Source organism: Trinickia mobilis (assembly GCF_017315705.1).
GTDB classification, from domain to species: Bacteria; Pseudomonadota; Gammaproteobacteria; order Burkholderiales; family Burkholderiaceae; genus Trinickia_A; species Trinickia_A mobilis.
In genome coordinates, this window is record NZ_JAFLRF010000012.1 from 196,723 (window position 1) to 212,356 (window position 15,634).

15 protein-coding genes are annotated in these 15,634 nt (G+C 62.5%); 2 read left to right on the plus strand and 13 right to left on the minus strand.

Annotation, left to right across the window (positions count from 1 at the left end; translation table 11 throughout):
* Positions 1–72 precede the first annotated feature (72 nt).
* The 9 genes from wecB to rfbB form a co-directional block, all read right to left on the minus strand.
* Positions 73–1,146 (minus strand): non-hydrolyzing UDP-N-acetylglucosamine 2-epimerase, encoded by a 1,074-nt coding sequence (wecB, locus tag J3489_RS18890; RefSeq protein ID WP_207000522.1) that lies wholly within the window; start codon positions 1,144–1,146, stop codon positions 73–75.
* Entirely contained in the window at positions 1,143–2,237 is a 1,095-nt protein-coding gene (locus tag J3489_RS18895) for a DegT/DnrJ/EryC1/StrS family aminotransferase (RefSeq protein ID WP_207000523.1), read from the minus strand. The genes wecB and J3489_RS18895 overlap by 4 nt, the downstream gene beginning before the upstream one ends.
* Before the next feature lie 22 nt (positions 2,238–2,259).
* On the minus strand, positions 2,260–2,826 hold the full coding sequence (locus J3489_RS18900; RefSeq protein ID WP_207000524.1) for an acyltransferase: 567 nt from the start codon (positions 2,824–2,826) through the stop codon (positions 2,260–2,262).
* 15 nt (positions 2,827–2,841) lie between these two features.
* Positions 2,842–3,903: a Gfo/Idh/MocA family protein gene (locus tag J3489_RS18905; protein WP_207000525.1), complete on the minus strand. Its 1,062-nt coding sequence runs from the start codon at positions 3,901–3,903 to the stop codon at positions 2,842–2,844.
* Positions 3,904–3,908: 5 nt separating this feature from the next.
* Positions 3,909–5,213, minus strand: a complete 1,305-nt coding sequence (locus J3489_RS18910; protein WP_207000526.1) for a nucleotide sugar dehydrogenase — start codon at positions 5,211–5,213, stop codon at positions 3,909–3,911.
* Positions 5,214–5,403: 190 nt separating this feature from the next.
* The gene (rfbD, locus tag J3489_RS18915; RefSeq protein WP_207000527.1) at positions 5,404–6,303 is read right to left on the minus strand and encodes a dTDP-4-dehydrorhamnose reductase; all 900 of its coding nucleotides are present in this window, start codon (positions 6,301–6,303) and stop codon (positions 5,404–5,406) included.
* A gap of 197 nt (positions 6,304–6,500) precedes the next feature.
* On the minus strand, positions 6,501–7,052 hold the full coding sequence (rfbC, locus tag J3489_RS18920) for a dTDP-4-dehydrorhamnose 3,5-epimerase (RefSeq protein ID WP_207000528.1): 552 nt from the start codon (positions 7,050–7,052) through the stop codon (positions 6,501–6,503).
* Positions 7,049–7,930 carry a glucose-1-phosphate thymidylyltransferase RfbA gene (gene rfbA, locus J3489_RS18925; RefSeq protein ID WP_207000530.1) on the minus strand — a complete coding sequence of 294 codons (882 nt, stop codon included), beginning with the start codon at positions 7,928–7,930 and terminating at the stop codon, positions 7,049–7,051. Before rfbA ends, rfbC begins: the two co-directional genes overlap by 4 nt.
* An 11-nt stretch (positions 7,931–7,941) precedes the next feature.
* Positions 7,942–9,003, minus strand: coding sequence for a dTDP-glucose 4,6-dehydratase (rfbB, locus tag J3489_RS18930; protein ID WP_207000532.1), 1,062 nt, complete (start codon positions 9,001–9,003; stop codon positions 7,942–7,944).
* Positions 9,004–9,348: 345 nt separating this feature from the next.
* Between rfbB and J3489_RS18935 the strand changes: the two genes are divergently transcribed.
* Positions 9,349–10,182, plus strand: coding sequence for a symmetrical bis(5'-nucleosyl)-tetraphosphatase (locus J3489_RS18935; RefSeq protein ID WP_207000534.1), 834 nt, complete (start codon positions 9,349–9,351; stop codon positions 10,180–10,182).
* Between the two features lie 35 nt (positions 10,183–10,217).
* Positions 10,218–10,859 (plus strand): adenylyl-sulfate kinase, encoded by a 642-nt coding sequence (gene cysC, locus J3489_RS18940; protein ID WP_242540113.1) that lies wholly within the window; start codon positions 10,218–10,220, stop codon positions 10,857–10,859.
* 90 nt (positions 10,860–10,949) lie between these two features.
* Here cysC and J3489_RS18945 read toward each other — a convergent pair whose 3' ends face one another.
* From J3489_RS18945 to iscB, 4 genes are read right to left on the minus strand one after another with little or no spacing between them, the layout of a single operon-like run.
* The gene (locus tag J3489_RS18945) at positions 10,950–11,786 is read right to left on the minus strand and encodes a lysophospholipid acyltransferase family protein (RefSeq protein ID WP_207000536.1); all 837 of its coding nucleotides are present in this window, start codon (positions 11,784–11,786) and stop codon (positions 10,950–10,952) included.
* A gap of 20 nt (positions 11,787–11,806) precedes the next feature.
* Positions 11,807–13,084, minus strand: coding sequence for a dihydroorotase (locus J3489_RS18950; protein WP_207000538.1), 1,278 nt, complete (start codon positions 13,082–13,084; stop codon positions 11,807–11,809).
* Positions 13,085–13,137: 53 nt separating this feature from the next.
* Positions 13,138–14,169: an aspartate carbamoyltransferase catalytic subunit gene (locus J3489_RS18955; RefSeq protein WP_207000540.1), complete on the minus strand. Its 1,032-nt coding sequence runs from the start codon at positions 14,167–14,169 to the stop codon at positions 13,138–13,140.
* The gene (gene iscB / locus J3489_RS18960) at positions 14,166–15,557 is read right to left on the minus strand and encodes an RNA-guided endonuclease IscB (protein ID WP_207000542.1); all 1,392 of its coding nucleotides are present in this window, start codon (positions 15,555–15,557) and stop codon (positions 14,166–14,168) included. Before iscB ends, J3489_RS18955 begins: the two co-directional genes overlap by 4 nt.
* Positions 15,558–15,634 lie beyond the last annotated feature (77 nt).

Consider the following 15,634-nt stretch of genomic DNA (forward strand, 5'->3'; position numbering starts at 1 on the left):
GAACGGTCTTTGGAAAGAGTTGGAAGCCTCCGGCCAGCATGGCTGGCCGGAGCGTAGCCCGCTTGAACCCGGTTAAACGAGCTGAGCGAGAATCTTCTCCGCCGCTCGCCCATCGCCATACACGGCAGGGCGGCCTGCCGGCATCGCAGCCTCATGCACGGCGGCCAGCAGCTTGTCCTTGTCGGCGCCGACCAGCACGTTCCAGCCCGAGCTGACGGTTTCCACCCATTCGGTCTCGTCGCGCATGGTCACGCAAGGAACGCCGTAAAAGAAGGCTTCCTTCTGAACACCGCCGGAATCGGTCAGGATCACCTTGGCCGACTGCTCGAGCCGAACCATGTCGAGGAACGAGAGCGGCTCGACGACTTGCACGTCGCCCAGAAGGTCAAGCAACCCTTGATTGGCGACGATCTGCCGGGTGCGCGGGTGCAGCGGCAGCACCACCGGAATATCTTTCGCGAGCTCGCCCAGCGCCGCCGCGATGCTGCGCATGCGCTTAGGATCGTCGGTGTTCTCTGCTCGATGGCAGGTGGCCAGCACGTAGCGGCCGTCGGTCACGCCCAGCTGAGCCGCGATCTTGCTTTGCTCGACCGCCACTTTTGCGTAATGGAGCGAGACGTCGTACATCACGTCGCCGACGTTGCTGACGCCGTTCACGATGCCCTCGTTCGCGAGGTTCCGAACCGCCGTTTCGGTCGGGCAGAACAACAGGCTCGAGACCCGATCCGCAACGATACGGTTCACTTCCTCGGGCATGCGCATGTTGAACGAGCGCAGGCCCGCTTCCACGTGCGCGACCGGAATATGCAATTTGACGGCCGCCAACGCCCCTGCGAGGGTGGAATTGGTATCGCCGTAAATCAGCACGACATCCGGACGGTCCGACAGCATCACACGCTCGATTCCCTCGAGCATGCGCCCCGTCATGACCCCGTGCGTGCCGCCCGAAATCTCGAGGTTGTGCGCCGGCTCGGGAATGCCGAGTTCGTCGAAGAACACCTGCGACATGTTGTTGTCGTAGTGCTGCCCCGTGTGCACCATGATTTCGGTCAGCTTGGACGCGTAGCCCTCTGCGAGCGCGCGCGACACCGCCGCAGCCTTGATGAACTGCGGACGCGCGCCGACGACGGTCAGGATTTTCTTCACTTGCCGACCACCGATTTGACGGCCGCGACGATCTTGTCCTGCGTCGCTTCGTCGAGGAACGGATGCATCGGCAGGCTCATGACGCGACGTCCGGCCGCGACCGAGTGAGGAAACGCCTCGACAGGCAGCCCGAGATCCGCGAAGGCCGGCTGCAGGTGCAGCGGGATCGGATAGTGAACCGCGGTCGGCACGCCGAGTTCCTTCAGGTGCGCCTGCACCGCGTCGCGCTTGTCGACCTCGATCGTGTATTGCGCATACACGCTCGTGTTGCCGGGTTGAATCTCGGGCGTGCGCACCACGTCCTTCAGCAATTCGTTGTAGCGCGCGCCGATGCGCTCGCGTGCGGCTACCTCGTCCGGGAACGTGTCGAACTTGCCCAGAAGAACTGCCGCTTGCAACGTATCGAGACGGCCGTTCACGCCGATGATCGGATGATGATAGCGGCGATCCTGTCCGTGAACGCGGATCTGCCGCATCTTCGCCGCAAGCTCGTCGTCGTTCGTGAAGCATGCGCCACCGTCGCCGTAGCAGCCGAGCGGCTTCGACGGGAAGAAGCTCGTGCAGCCGATCTCCGACAAGCCAGCCGAACGGCGTCCGCGATAGCCGGCACCGAAGCTCTGCGCAGCGTCTTCGATCACGGGAATGCCATGACGGCCGGCAATCTCGTTGATGCGGTCCATATCGGCGCATTGGCCATACAGGCTGACCGGCATGATCGCCTTCGTGCGCGGCGTGATCGCCTGCTCGATCAATGCGGGATCGATATTCCACGTGACCGGGTCGATATCGACGAAAACCGGCTTCGCGCCAAGAAGGGCAATCATCTCGCCGGTCGCGATGAACGTGAACGGGGTCGTGATGACTTCATCGCCGGCCTTGACGCCGAGCGCCATCAACGCAATCAAGAGCGCCTTTGTGCCGTCGGCCACGCCGATGCAGTGCTTCACGCCGACATAGGCCGCAAGCTTCTGCTCGAGTTCGGCAACCTCCGGGCCCATGATGAACTGGCCATGCGCCAGGACGGCCGCCATGCGCGCGTCAATTTTTGATTTCAGTTGCGCGTACTGCGTCTTCAGATCGATGAATTCCATGTCGTGTCCGTGCGAATGACAGTCAGAGGGGGGCGCACTCGGCCTCGGTGATTCGGTAGCGGCTTGCGCATGCCGGGCACGTGTGCTCGCCTGCCGCGGCCGGCAGGCGTTCGCCGCAGCGGCACATCCATCCGATCCGGCGCGCGGGCGTGCCGACCATTAAGGAATACGGCGCCACGTCCCGGGTCACGACGGCGCCGGCGCCGATGAACGCGTGCTCGCCGATCTCATGGCCGCACACCACGGTGGCGTTGGCGCCGATGGTCGCGCCGCGGCGCACGAGCGTGCGGCGGTACTCGTTCTTGCGATTGACCGCGCTGCGCGGGTTCATCACGTTCGTGAACACCATCGACGGACCGCAAAATACGTCGTCTTCCAGCGTCACCGCGTCGTAAATCGAGACGTTGTTTTGCACCTTGACGTTGTCGCCGATCACGACGTCGTTTGCGACAAACACGTTCTGGCCGAAAGAGCAGCCGCGGCCGATCTTGGCGCCGCCGGAGACATGCACCCAGTGCCAAATCCGGGTGCCTTCCCCGATCTGAGCGCCTTCGTCAACGATCGCGCTCGGGTGTGCTGTAAAACTCATGGGCAGGTCCGCCGATCAATAGTCGAGAGGGAGCGACACGCGGGAACCATCGCGAGCCGACCGATAAGCGGCGATCAGCGTCTCAAGCGACTTCAGGCCTTCGCGACCGTCCGTCTCCGGGGTCGCCTCGCCGCGAAACACCTTGATCACGTTGTCGTAGTAGAGCGGATGACCGAAGCCGTAGACGGACGTGGTCTCGTAGCTAGCCTGCTTGACGTGTTCGTCTTCGGGGCGCTTGTCCGCGAATTCCCAGTGCTGGATGTCGTTGACAGCCACGCCGCCCACGCGCACGGTGCCGCGCTCGCCGAGAATCGTGATCGAACCTTCGAGGTTCTTCGGATAGGTCAACATCGTGACGTTCATCGAGCCGATCGCACCAGAGCGCCACTTCACCGCGATCACACCGGTGTCTTCGACTTCGATGTCCCGCTCGAGCGTACTCGTTATCGCCTGCACGCTTTCGATCGGCCCGATCAGCCAGTCGAGCAAATCGACATAATGGCTCGCCTGGTTCATGAACGCGCCGCCGTCGAACTCCCACGTGCCGCGCCATGCGGCGGAGTCGTAATAGCTCTGCGGCCGGGTCCAGAACACGTTCACGTTGACCATGTAGATGCGGCCGAATCGCTTCTCGGTCACCGCCTTCTTCAGCAACTGCAGCGTCGCATTGCGGCGGTTCTGCTTGACCACGAACAAGTATTTCCCGGCGCGGTCGCCTGCCTTGACCATCTCCACGCCATCGCTCCAGCGGGTGGCCATGGGCTTCTCAGTCATGACATTGAAACCGGCCTCGAAACACTCGATGGCCTGCCGCGGATGCAGCCCGGAAGGCGTGGTAAGCACGATGCAATCGGCTTGCGTGTTGTGCAGCAGCGCGCCGAGCGACGCATGGCCGCGCGCGCCGGTCTTCTCCTCTGCCGCCTTCAGCGCAGCCGGATCGACATCGCACACGTCGACGATTTCGGCCCGGTCGGCATGACGGGCAATTGCATCCATGTGGTTCTGGGCGATGCGGCCACAACCGACGATTGCAAAGCGGACTTTCCGGCCGGTGATGATGGGATGTTGAATCTGCATAATGATCAAGCACGCACGATGTTGGCGGAACGATCCTGATACTTGCCGCGGCTGTCCACGATCAGCTTCGCGTGCTTCTTGATGAGTTCATAGTCGAACCGCTCATGGTCCGTCGCGAGCAGCACGCAATCGAACGAGGCAATCGACTCCGGCGTAAGCGAGACGCTCGACAGATCGAAGCTGTGTTCGCGCATCTTCGGGAACACCGGGATATGCGGATCGCTGTACTGAACCGCGGCGCCGAGGTCGCGCAGCTTTTCCATGAGGATGACGGACGGCGATTCGCGCATGTCGTCGACGTTCTTCTTGTAGGCGATGCCGAGCACGAGAACCTTGCTGCCGTTGATCGAGCGCTTCGCGTCGTTCAACGCGCCGGCAACCTTGCCGACGACCCACTCCGGCATGCTGCTGTTGACTTCACCGGCCAACTCGATGAAGCGCGTGTGAACACCGTATTCGCGCGCCTTCCAGGTCAGGTAGAACGGATCGATCGGAATGCAGTGCCCGCCGAGGCCCGGCCCCGGATAGTACGGAACGAAGCCGAACGGCTTGGTCGCCGCGGCGCGGATCACCTCGAAAATATCGATATTCATCTTTTCGGCGACGATCTTGAGCTCGTTGACGAGACCGATATTGACCGCGCGGTGAATGTTCTCGAGCAGCTTGGTCATTTCCGCGGCGCGGGTCGAGGTGACCGGCACGACGCGATCGATCACGGCGCCGTACAGCGCAGCACCGACTTCCTGACACGCCGGCGTGTCGCCGCCGACCACCTTCGGAATCGTGCGCGTCGTGAAGTTCGGATTGCCCGGATCTTCGCGCTCTGGCGAAAAGACGAGGAAGATATCCTTGCCGACGGTAAAACCGCGCGATTCGATGCGCGGCTTCAACTCTTCATCCGTGGTGCCCGGATAAGTCGTGCTTTCGAGCGAGACGACCTGACCGGCGCGCAGGTAGGGCACGAGACTGTCGGTGGTGTCGAGAACGAACGACAAATCCGGCTCGCGGTATTTATTGAGGGGGGTCGGAACGCACAAAATGAGCGTGTCGGCTTCCGACGCGCGCGAGAAATCGGTCGTTGCTTCGAAATTGCGCTCGAGTGCCTCTTTCACGGCACCCGACGAAATGTGCTCGATATAGGAGCGCCCGGCGTTCAGCGCTTCGACTTTACTGGCATCGATATCGAAGCCCAGCACATGAAAACCGACCTCCGAGAAGCGCAGCATCAGAGGCAAACCAACATACCCAAGCCCTACGATACCAATCTTGGCGGATCGGTTTTGAATACGATCCAACAGGTCCTGTTTCATGCGAAAAGTTTCCTTTAATGCCCGTGTGGGACGAACGAGGAGTATTGCGCCAGCCGGAGCACGTATGTATCCAAGCTTCAGCGGGGGCCTGCCGTTGCAAACACAAAGCAGTGCCAAAGCCGACAATTGTAACAGCCCGCCTAAAGGCGGCTCAAGATGGCATCGGAATTGTGAAACAAATCACCAATTGTCACAAATTCGACATGCACAGCGACAGGGCGTCGCGCCAGTCCGGCGGATGAGCGGAGAATACCGACGTCAGTTTCGCGTTGGACAGCCGCGAATTGCGGGGACGTCTGGCGGGCGTAGGATAGTCGTCGGTTGAAATCGGCTTCACGGCCGGCCGCGCCTCGGCTTGCATCGAGGCAAAGATCGCCTCGGCGAAACCCGCCCATGACGTCGACCCGCCGGCCGTCAAGTGATAGACGCCGGCGTGCTGCGCCCACCAATGCGCATCGTCGAAATGCTCGAACAGCACCTGGGTTGCGATTTGCGCACTCATTGCGGCGATCGTTGCGGACCAGGTCGGCGCACCGACCTGATCGGCCACCACGCTCAACTCGGATCGATCCTGAGCAAGGCGCATCATCGTGCGAAGGAAATTGCGCCCGCGCGTGCCGTACACCCAGCTTGTCCGGAACACGAGATGCTTGCCGCCGACCTGCTCGATGGCGCGCTCGCCTTGCAGCTTGGTCATGCCGTAGACGTTCAGCGGATTCGTGGCATCGTCTTCGCCGTAGACGCCGTCCTTGCTGCCGTCGAAAACATAATCGGTCGAATAGTGAATCAACGCGGCGCCGATGCGCCGCGCCTCCTCGGCGAGCACGCCTGGCGCCTCGCCATTCACGCGCTGCGCCGTGCCGGCGTCCGATTCCGCCTGGTCGACTGCCGTGTAGGCTGCCGCGTTGAAAATGAGCTGGGGCTTGACCTCGCGCACGACGTGCGCCAACTTGTCGAAGTCGGAAAGATCGAATGTGCTCCGGTCAGCCGCGACGACACGGCCCAAGCCTTGCAGGCTGCGAAGCAACTCGAAGCCCACCTGCCCCGCCGTACCGGTTACAAAGATGGTCGGCTCACTGAATTCCGTCATGAATTAAGGCGCCACAGGCGCTTTTGCAGCCCGGCATCGAGATCTCAATGCCGTTCAGGCAAAGCGCGATTATAGAGCCGCGGGCCTGACGACCTAAGCGGGCTAACAAAATGATACAAACCGGAGAATCGCTTTAGCGTGAGGATTTTAGGGGCCCAAACGCGTGGAAATCCAAACGGAACGACCGGCCAAGCTTTTCACTCGTAAGTCTCGGCTTCGCGCAGACGCAGTCCTTCAGCATCCTTTTTTGCCAAATTCGGTTCGCCGCTGATAGGCCATTCGATACCGATATCCGAATCGTTCCAGAGCAGGGTGCGCTCGTATTCCGGAAACCAGTAATCGGTCGTCTTGTAAAGAAACTCCGCTGTTTCGGATATCACGACGAATCCGTGCGCGAACCCAGCCGGCACCCACAGCTGACGCTTGTTCTGCGCACTGAGGTGCACGCCGGCCCATTTGCCGAAGTTCGGCGAGCCACGCCGGATATCCACGGCCACATCGAACACCTCGCCCGCGACGACGCGCACGAGCTTGCCCTGCGCACGCTCGATCTGGTAATGCAGCCCACGGAGCACGCCTTTCGCCGAGAGCGAATGATTGTCCTGCACGAACTCGACGCCCTCGCCGACCGCTTCGGCAAATTCCTGCGCATTGAAGCTTTCGAAAAAGAAGCCTCGCGCGTCTGCAAACACCTCGGGCTCGATGATCTTGACTTCAGGCAGGGAGGTTGGGACAACTGTGATCTTCATGCGACGGGTTCCGAAAGTAGCTTGAGCAGATACTTGCCGTAGCCGTTCTTCGCAAGCGGCGTTGCCAGGCGTTCGAGTTGCACAGCGTCGATCCAGTTGCGGCGGAACGCGATCTCCTCGGGACACGCGACCACGAGCCCCTGACGCTTTTGCAGCGTCGCAATGAACGTGGCGGCGTCGATCAGCGAATCGTGCGTGCCCGTGTCGAGCCAGGCATAGCCGCGCCCCATGATCTCGACGTTCAGTTGCCCCGCTTCGAGGTAACGTGAATTGACGTCGGTGATCTCGAGCTCGCCGCGCGCGGAAGGCTTGATATCGGCGGCGATATCGCAAACTTGATTGTCGTAGAAATAAAGGCCGGTCACGGCGTAGTTCGAGCGCGGCTTGGCGGGCTTCTCTTCGATCGACAGCGCCTTCTTGCTCGTGTCGAATTCGACCACGCCGTAACGCTCGGGATCGTTCACGTGATACGCGAATACCGTTGCGCCGTGCACGCCCGCACTCGCGCGCTCAAGCTGCTTCGCGAGGTCATGGCCGTAGAAAATGTTGTCGCCAAGAATCAGCGTAGACTGGCCGCTGCCGATGAACTCGCGTCCGATGATGAACGCCTGTGCAAGCCCATCTGGCGACGGTTGCACCGCATACTGGATATTCATTCCCCACTTCGAGCCGTCGCCGAACATCGCCGCGAAACGCGGGGTGTCGTCCGGCGTCGAGATGATCAGCACGTCGCGAATGCCCGCTACCATCAGCGTCGAAAGCGGATAGTAGATCATCGGCTTGTCGTATACCGGTAGCAGTTGCTTCGACACCGCGTGCGTGATCGGGTACAGCCGCGTGCCGGATCCGCCAGCCAGAATGATGCCTTTACGCGCCATCTTGCTGTCCTTTATGCGCGTTGCGCATAGTTGGTCTCCACCCACTTCCGATATTCACCGGAATCCACCTCGTCCACCCACTCCTGATTCTCCAGATACCAGCGGACCGTCTTCGCCAGCCCCGTCTCGAAAGTCTCCGCCGGCTTCCAGCCGAGTTCGCGCTCGAGCTTGCGCGCATCGATCGCATAGCGGCGGTCGTGGCCGGGCCGGTCCGTCACGTAGGTGATCTGGTCGCGGTACGAGCCCTGCGCCTTCGGACGCGCTTCGTCCAGCAAGCCGCACAGCGTATTCACGACGTCGAGATTCTTCTTTTCGTTCCAGCCGCCGACGTTATACGTTTCCCCCGGCTTGCCGCGCGCCAGCACCTCGCGGATCGCGCTGCAATGGTCGCCCACGTAAAGCCAGTCGCGCACGTTCTGCCCGTCGCCATACACCGGAAGCGCCTTGCCCGCCAGCGCGTTCGCGATCATCAGCGGAATCAGCTTTTCCGGGAATTGGTACGGGCCGTAGTTGTTCGAGCAGTTCGTCGTCAGCGTCGGCAGGCCGTACGTATGCTGATAGGCGCGTACCAGGTGGTCCGAGCCGGCCTTCGTCGCCGAATACGGGCTGTTAGGAGCGTACGGCGTTGTTTCGGAGAATTGCGGATCGGTGGCGGACAAAGAGCCGAACACTTCGTCGGTCGAAACGTGTAGGAAACGGAACGCGGCCTTATCGGCGTCGCCCAGGGTGTTCCAATAGCTACGCGCGGATTCGAGCAGCGTGAACGTGCCGACCACGTTGGTCTGCACGAAATCAGCCGGGCCATGGATCGAGCGGTCAACGTGGCTTTCTGCCGCAAAATGCAGCACCGCGCGCGGCTTGTGTTCGGCGAAGAGTGAATCGAGAGCGGCCCGATCGCAGATATCGGTTCGTGCAAAGATATGCTTCGCGTTGCCCTGCAACGACTTGAGCGTACGCAAATTGCCCGCGTACGTGAGTTTGTCGATGTTCAGGACTGCTTCATCGGAAGCGCGCAGCCAATCAAGCACAAAGTTGGCGCCGATAAAGCCGGCGCCGCCCGTTACCAGGATCATGGGGTTCCCTTATGAGGTTCGCGGCAGGCGGTCAAAGAACTATAAGCCGGTCGCAACAAGCGGTAGGTGTGTTCAGGCACTTTAGGAAGCAGTAATTTTATCCGGCCGGCCACCGCTGGGCGCGCAGATTTTCAGAGACCGCAATTATAAAGCCGCGGGTAGTAAAAACTAGGCCGCCAACAACTCGAAACAGCTTGACAAAGCTTGCCGGTGAATTTAAGCAACCAAGAAAACCTTTTCATTTTTTTGCATTATTAGGCAAAATCTGTTGCCGAAATGCAGTATGAGTACTGAGTCGCACTCCGAACACGCTGCCCCGCGGCGCTGTACGCGCCCCACCCGACCATGACCGAACACACTCCCCAACCACTCGCCTTCGGTGACCTCCAAGGCTGCCGCACCCCGTTTCAGCGCTTGCTCAAGCAGTTGTCCCCCAGCGACGACACCCCGCTCTGGTTCGCCGGCGATTTGGTCAACCGCGGCCCGGAATCGCTCGCCACGCTGCGCGACGTCGTCGGGTTCGGCAAGCGTGTGGTCGCGGTGCTCGGCAACCATGATCTTCACCTCCTCGCAGCCTCCGCCGGCATTCGCCGCACCAAGAACAGCGATACGCTCGACGACATTCTCGCCGCCCCCGACGCCGCCGACCTGATCGAGTGGGTCCGTCAGCGTCCGTTCGCGCATTTCGAGAACGACATGCTCATGGTGCATGCGGGCGTTCTGCCGCAGTGGGACGTGTCGCTGACGCTCGAATTGGCCGACGAACTGCAGCGCGCGCTGCGCGCGCCGACGTGGACCGAAACGCTCAAGGACCTTTACGGGAATGAGCCTCGCCGATGGAGCCCCGATCTGAAGCGTGCAGACCGCATGCGCGTCGCGTTCAACGCATTCACCCGGATCCGGTTCTGCACGCCCGATGGCGCGATGGAGTTCGCAGCCAACGGCGGCCCCGATTCGGCACCGCAAGGCTACGTGCCGTGGTTCGATGCACCGGGGCGGCAGACCGAGCACGTCAACGTCGTGTTCGGACACTGGGCCGCACTCGGTCTATTGATGCGAGACAATTTGATCGGACTCGATTCGGGATGTGTGTGGGGCAATCGCCTGTCGGCGGTTCGTCTCGCCGCGAATCCTGCTGAGCGAACTGTTGCGCAAGTCGATTGCGCAGAATGCAATTAAGCTTATTTTTGTGAGGGTCTGGCTGGAGGAACGTCTTGGGCAATACCGCACTGTCGCCATCCGAGTTGCAGGCTAACACTGCATCGGCCCACGGGCGCACGCTCGAATCCCGCAGCGATGTCGCCGTATTGCCGAGCGATTGCGGCGGCGTCCTCTGGCTCACTGGCATGTCGGGTGCAGGCAAATCCACCATCGCGAACGGATTGAACGAACGCCTGCAGGCGCAGCGCTGCATGACAGTCGTCCTCGACGGCGACGCACTTCGTAAGGGCCTGAATGCGGACCTGGGCTTCAGCAACAACGATCGCCTCGAAAACGTCCGCCGCACCGCCGAAGTCGCCGCGCTGTTCAAGGCGGAGGGTTTCCTCGTCATCTGCTCGCTGATCTCACCCCTGATCGTCCACCGCAAGCTGGCTCGCGAGATCATCGGGGATCGCTTTTTCGAGGTTCATATCAGCAGCAGTCTCGCGTGCTGCGAGGCGCGCGATCCGAAAGGGCTGTACGCGCGCGCACGTCGAGGAGAAATCCCCGAGTTCACCGGGGTATCGTCGGCATATGAAGTGCCGCCGTCGCCGAATCTGACAATCGACACGGCCAGCGATGCCATCTCGACTTCCGTCAGCAAGCTCGAAGCGTTCGTCCGCGGCAATATTCGCTTCGCACGGTCGCCACGCTAATACAGCGACAGCGGCGCATTCGCATGCATCCGGTGATGCGTGCAGCTTCGCTCACTCTCCGATTGCCTACGAAGGCCTCGCGCCCTCAACTCAATGCCGCGAGCTGACCGCCTCGTCGGCCCCACCCACATCCATCGGCCGCTCGACGGGCGCAGTTCCGATCCGGACAGTATCCGCAAACGGCCGGCCGACAGCCGCTTGCATTTCTGCGAGCGCACTCCCCACCGACTCCTGCGCCTGCGCGGCCAATGAACGCCGGTCCGGTCCCGCCACGATTGGTGCGCCCACGTACAAGTGCGCCGTCAGCGGCCCGCCGCGAAGCACCGCATTCAGCGAATCGGCAAGCGACATGTCGCCGATATACGCGGGCGCCGTCGATTGCCGGCCCCGCGCATCCTCATACATCAGGCAAATCGGCTGCACCGGACACCCCGCCGACACCGCGGCCTGAAACATATTCGCGTGAAACGGCAGCAACGCGAGCCCGTCGGACGTGGTGCCTTCCGGAAACACGCACATCAGTTCGCCCGAGCTCAGCCGGTCCGCCAGCTCGTGCATGATCCGCTTCGCGTCGCTGCGTTTTTCGCGCTGAATGAACACGGTGCCAAGCTGGTGCGCAAGCCACCCCACCACGGGCCAATTGCGGATCTCGGCCTTCGAGACGAACGGCGTCGGTCGCCATGCGTTGATCACGTAAATATCGATCCACGACACATGATTGCCGACCACCAGCGCGCCGTGATCGAGCCGCGCTTCGTCGTTGTGCACGACGAGGCGCATGCCCGCGAGACGCAGCATCTTCAGCGACCACGTGCGGTTCATTTCGAGCTTCTGCTCGTAGGTCGCGTGCGGGAAGCGCGTCGCGACGGTCCACATGCCGTGCAGCAAATGCGTGACGAGCCTCAGCTTGCGAAGCGCAATATTCATCGTGACAGTCCGTGTGTGCGTCAGTGCTGTTCGAAGGCGAGGTGTCCGGCGACGATCGTCGCGCGCACCCGTGCCGGAAGTTCGTAGCCGAGAAACGGCGTGTTGTGCCCCTGGCTCTTCAGCGCGCGCGGCTCGACGCGCCAGTGCGCGCCCAGATCGAAGACGCACAGGTCCGCCGTGCCCCCCGCCTCGATGCGCCCGGCGGGCAGCTTCAGCACGTCGGCCGGGGCGTTGGTGATGCGGCTCAGCGCCTTTGCGAGCGGCACGCCCGCTTCGCTCGCCCACTTCACCGTCAGCGACAGCAGCAGTTCCAGGCCCGTCGCGCCCGGCGTCGCTTCGCCGAACGGCAGCAGCTTTTCGTCGTCGTCGACCGGGGTATGGTCCGAGCAGACCGCATCGATCGTGCCGTCGACGAGGCCCGCGCGAATCGCGTCGCGGTCGCGCTGGCCTCGCAACGGCGGGTCGAGCCGGAACTGCGCGTCGAAGTAGCCGATGTCGACGTCGATCAAGTGGATGTGATTCACGGCGACATCGCACGTCACGGGCAGCCCTTCGGCCTTCGCTTCGCGCACGAGCGCGATGCCCGCCGCCGACGAAAGATGCGACAGATGCACCCGTGCGCCCGTCACGCGCATCAATTCGAAAATCGTATGGAGTGCGATCGTTTCGGCCGACACCGGCACGCCCGACAAACCGAGCCGCGATGCCACGGCGCCGCTCGCCGCCACGCCGCCATTCGCCAAATACGCGTCCAGCGGGCGCAGCCATGCGGTATAGCCGTAGGTGCTCGCATATTGCAGCGCGCGCAGCAGCACTTGCGTATCGACGATCGGCAGGTCCGCTTGCGAGAAACCGATACAGCCGGATTCCGTCAGCGCGACCATCTCGGTGATGACCTGTCCTTTGAGCCCGACCGTCAGCGCACCGAGCGGGTACACGTGCGCCTGATTCAGATTGCGCGCGCGGAACTTCAGCATTTCGACGAGGCCCGGCTCGTCGAGCACGGGGTCGGTATCCGGCGGGCAGACGAGGCTCGTCACGCCGCCCGCGAGCGCGGCGGCCATTTCGGAGACGAGCGTCGCCTTGTGCTCGTAGCCCGGCTCGCGCAATCGTGCCGACAAGTCGACGAAACCCGGAGCCACATAGAGGCCCTTTGCGTCGATGGTCTTCGCCGCGTTGAAATCGGCCGGCGCCGCGCCGATCGCGACCACCTTGCCGGCGGCGATAAATACGTCCGCCTGTTGTTCGGTGCCGGACGCCGGATCGATCAGCGTGCCGCCTTCGATATGGATCTTCATGCGCTGCCTTTTTCCACGTTCCTGTCGCTTCAGTGCTGTTGAGTGCGGTGCGTTCAGTCGTTGTTGCCCGCGACGATGCCCATCACCGCCATGCGCACGGCAATGCCGAACGTCACCTGATTCAGAATTACCGATTGCGGGCCATCGGCCACCTGCGAATCGATCTCGACGCCGCGGTTCATCGGGCCCGGGTGCATGACGATCGCATCGGGCTTCGCGAGCGCGAGGCGCTCGGGCGTCAGGCCCCAACTCTTGAAGTACTCCTGCGCCGACGGCAAGAGCGCACCGCTCATCCGTTCGTTCTGCAGGCGCAGCATGATGATCACGTCGACGTCCTTCAGCCCTTCGTCGAGGTTGTGAACGACGCGCACGCCCATTTGCTCGAGCCCGCCCGGCAGCAGCGTGCGCGGTCCGACCGCGCGCACCTCGGGCACGCCGAGCGTGGTCAGCGCGTGAATGTCGGAGCGCGCGACGCGCGAATGCAGGATGTCGCCGACGATCGCCACGCGCAGGTTCGTGAAGTCGCGCTTGTAGTGGCGAATCGTGTACATGTCGAGGAGGCCCTGCGTCGGATGCGCGTGGCGCCCGTCCCCGGCGTTGATCACGTGCACGTGCGGCGCGCAGTGCTCGGCGATCAGGTACGGAGCACCGCTTGAAGCATGGCGCACGACGAACATGTCGGCGTGCATCGCCGACAGGTTGTTGATCGTGTCGAGCAGCGATTCACCCTTGCTCGTCGACGATGCGTTGATGTTCAGGTTGATCACGTCCGCGGACAGGCGCTTCGCGGCGATCTCGAACGTCGTGCGCGTGCGTGTCGAGTTCTCGAAGAACAGGTTGAACACCGATTTGCCGCGCAACAGCGGCACCTTCTTCACTTCGCGGTCCGTCACGCTGACGAACTGTTCCGCGGTATCGAGGATGTGCGTGACGATCGCGCGCGGCAGGCCTTCGATCGTCAGCAGGTGCTTGAGCTCGCCGTTCTTCGTGAGCTGCGGGTTGCCTTTCAGAAAGCCGTAGCGAAAGCGCTCGCCTTGGGCGGCCTCGCCGCTGCTATCGGCGCGGCCCTGGGTGACGGTGTTCATCCGGTTGTGCGGGAAACCTCAGCCTTCAGGCTGGGGAGGGATAGCGCGTCGTGCAAGGCACGACCTGCTCCCGCTTCTCCTTTGTAGATGCTATCCGAAGGTTGAAAGTGGTAGCCGTAGCCGTCGGCCCGCTGCACCAGGCGGCAGTGCCGATGGCTGATGCCTTGCACGACGCCTACTGGCGTCTGGATATTGAAATTGCCGTTGGCCCGCACAGCCACACGGCCGACATGGCAACCGACCTTCTTGCCGCTCGGGACCTCCGCGCGCACGCAGTCCCCGGTCTGGAAGCCCCGCACCAGCTTCGACTGCATCAGATAGCCGCGCGGGAAGCCGTGTCGGGTTAGCCGTGTGCGCTGGTAGCTCCCCCGTCCGGTCGCCCTGATCACAAGCGTCGGCCGCCGCCAGTCTGCGATCGACTGCAGTTGCCCAACACAGGCCGCGTCGAGGGCATGCGTCTTCATTAGTCCGAGCCGCGTGCGATTCCATTTGGTCCGGCCGCCGCTTCCCGTCTCGAGAGGTAGCCCGGTGCCCTTTAGCGCGGCGACGAGGGCCCAGCGCGTGGCATTGACGGCCGCCGCGTCGGGCATCGGCCGACTCGCCGTGGCGAGGATCTTGGCAAGGCGAATCGGGTCCTGGACGTATTCGCGCAACTCGCGCGGGCCCTTGTCCTGATTGCAGTTCCCACACGCCAAGCCAAGGTTGCCCACGCGATTACTGCCGCCCCGTGCGCGGGCAATGAGGTGCTCCAGGTGAAGGCGTCGGTCCTGCGCGTCGCAGTAGATGCACTGACGGCCCCACTTCTCAAGCAGATACTCGCGCGCCTCGTAGCCGGCCAGCGTGCCCTGCTGATACTCAACTCCGCCGATCTCCGGATTGGCGAGCGCCTGCATGTCAAAGCGCACAAGTTCGCTGCTCATTGCCATGACGGGCGCCCAGCGGCAAAGTCGCTTGACCCAAGTCATTACCGTGTCGATGCGGTGTCGCAGGCTCGGCGCAAGCCAACCCTCACGACGGCGCCGGTTCTCAAATCGCGGGGCGCGGTAACGAAGGTTCGCACCCCGCCGGCGCCGGCGAAAAGCCCGGCGAGCGGTAAGTGCCATCGAAATCTGGCGACCACGGTGGATCAATTCGAAAAGGTTGAGCACCACGACGCTCCCCGCCGCGCATTCGCGCACGAGCGCGATACCAGTGATACGACTACCCGGATCGAGCTTAACGCGCAGCGGCTGGAAGGCACTCGCCTCGTTGCGACGGTCGACCAGTCGGATCACGAACGGCAGAACGCGATGCACGCGTGCGCGGCCACGCTTGAGCAGCAACCTCGCGCGTTTCTCGCTGCATGGCATGAGCGGCGTGCCACTGCTATCCAGCACGAAAACAGCCAATGTACGTCTCCCTTAAACGACGCCCTTACGGGCCTTGTGACGCCTCCCTCGGGAGGTCTCCCCTCGGCAATGTTGCG

What these genes read in the sequence shown, in the direction of transcription:
- J3489_RS18895 (WP_207000523.1), bottom strand. Translation starts at nt 2,237, where the DNA reads ATGGAATTCATCGATCTGAAGACGCAGTACGCGCAACTGAAATCAAAA.
- J3489_RS18900 (WP_207000524.1), bottom strand. Translation starts at nt 2,826, where the DNA reads ATGAGTTTTACAGCACACCCGAGCGCGATCGTTGACGAAGGCGCTCAG.
- J3489_RS18905 (WP_207000525.1), bottom strand. Translation starts at nt 3,903, where the DNA reads ATGCAGATTCAACATCCCATCATCACCGGCCGGAAAGTCCGCTTTGCA.
- J3489_RS18910 (WP_207000526.1), bottom strand. Translation starts at nt 5,213, where the DNA reads ATGAAACAGGACCTGTTGGATCGTATTCAAAACCGATCCGCCAAGATT.
- rfbD (WP_207000527.1), bottom strand. Translation starts at nt 6,303, where the DNA reads ATGACGGAATTCAGTGAGCCGACCATCTTTGTAACCGGTACGGCGGGG.
- rfbC (WP_207000528.1), bottom strand. Translation starts at nt 7,052, where the DNA reads ATGAAGATCACAGTTGTCCCAACCTCCCTGCCTGAAGTCAAGATCATC.
- rfbA (WP_207000530.1), bottom strand. Translation starts at nt 7,930, where the DNA reads ATGGCGCGTAAAGGCATCATTCTGGCTGGCGGATCCGGCACGCGGCTG.
- rfbB (WP_207000532.1), bottom strand. Translation starts at nt 9,003, where the DNA reads ATGATCCTGGTAACGGGCGGCGCCGGCTTTATCGGCGCCAACTTTGTG.
- J3489_RS18935 (WP_207000534.1), top strand. Translation starts at nt 9,349, where the DNA reads ATGACCGAACACACTCCCCAACCACTCGCCTTCGGTGACCTCCAAGGC.
- J3489_RS18945 (WP_207000536.1), bottom strand. Translation starts at nt 11,786, where the DNA reads ATGAATATTGCGCTTCGCAAGCTGAGGCTCGTCACGCATTTGCTGCAC.
- J3489_RS18950 (WP_207000538.1), bottom strand. Translation starts at nt 13,084, where the DNA reads ATGAAGATCCATATCGAAGGCGGCACGCTGATCGATCCGGCGTCCGGC.
- J3489_RS18955 (WP_207000540.1), bottom strand. Translation starts at nt 14,169, where the DNA reads ATGAACACCGTCACCCAGGGCCGCGCCGATAGCAGCGGCGAGGCCGCC.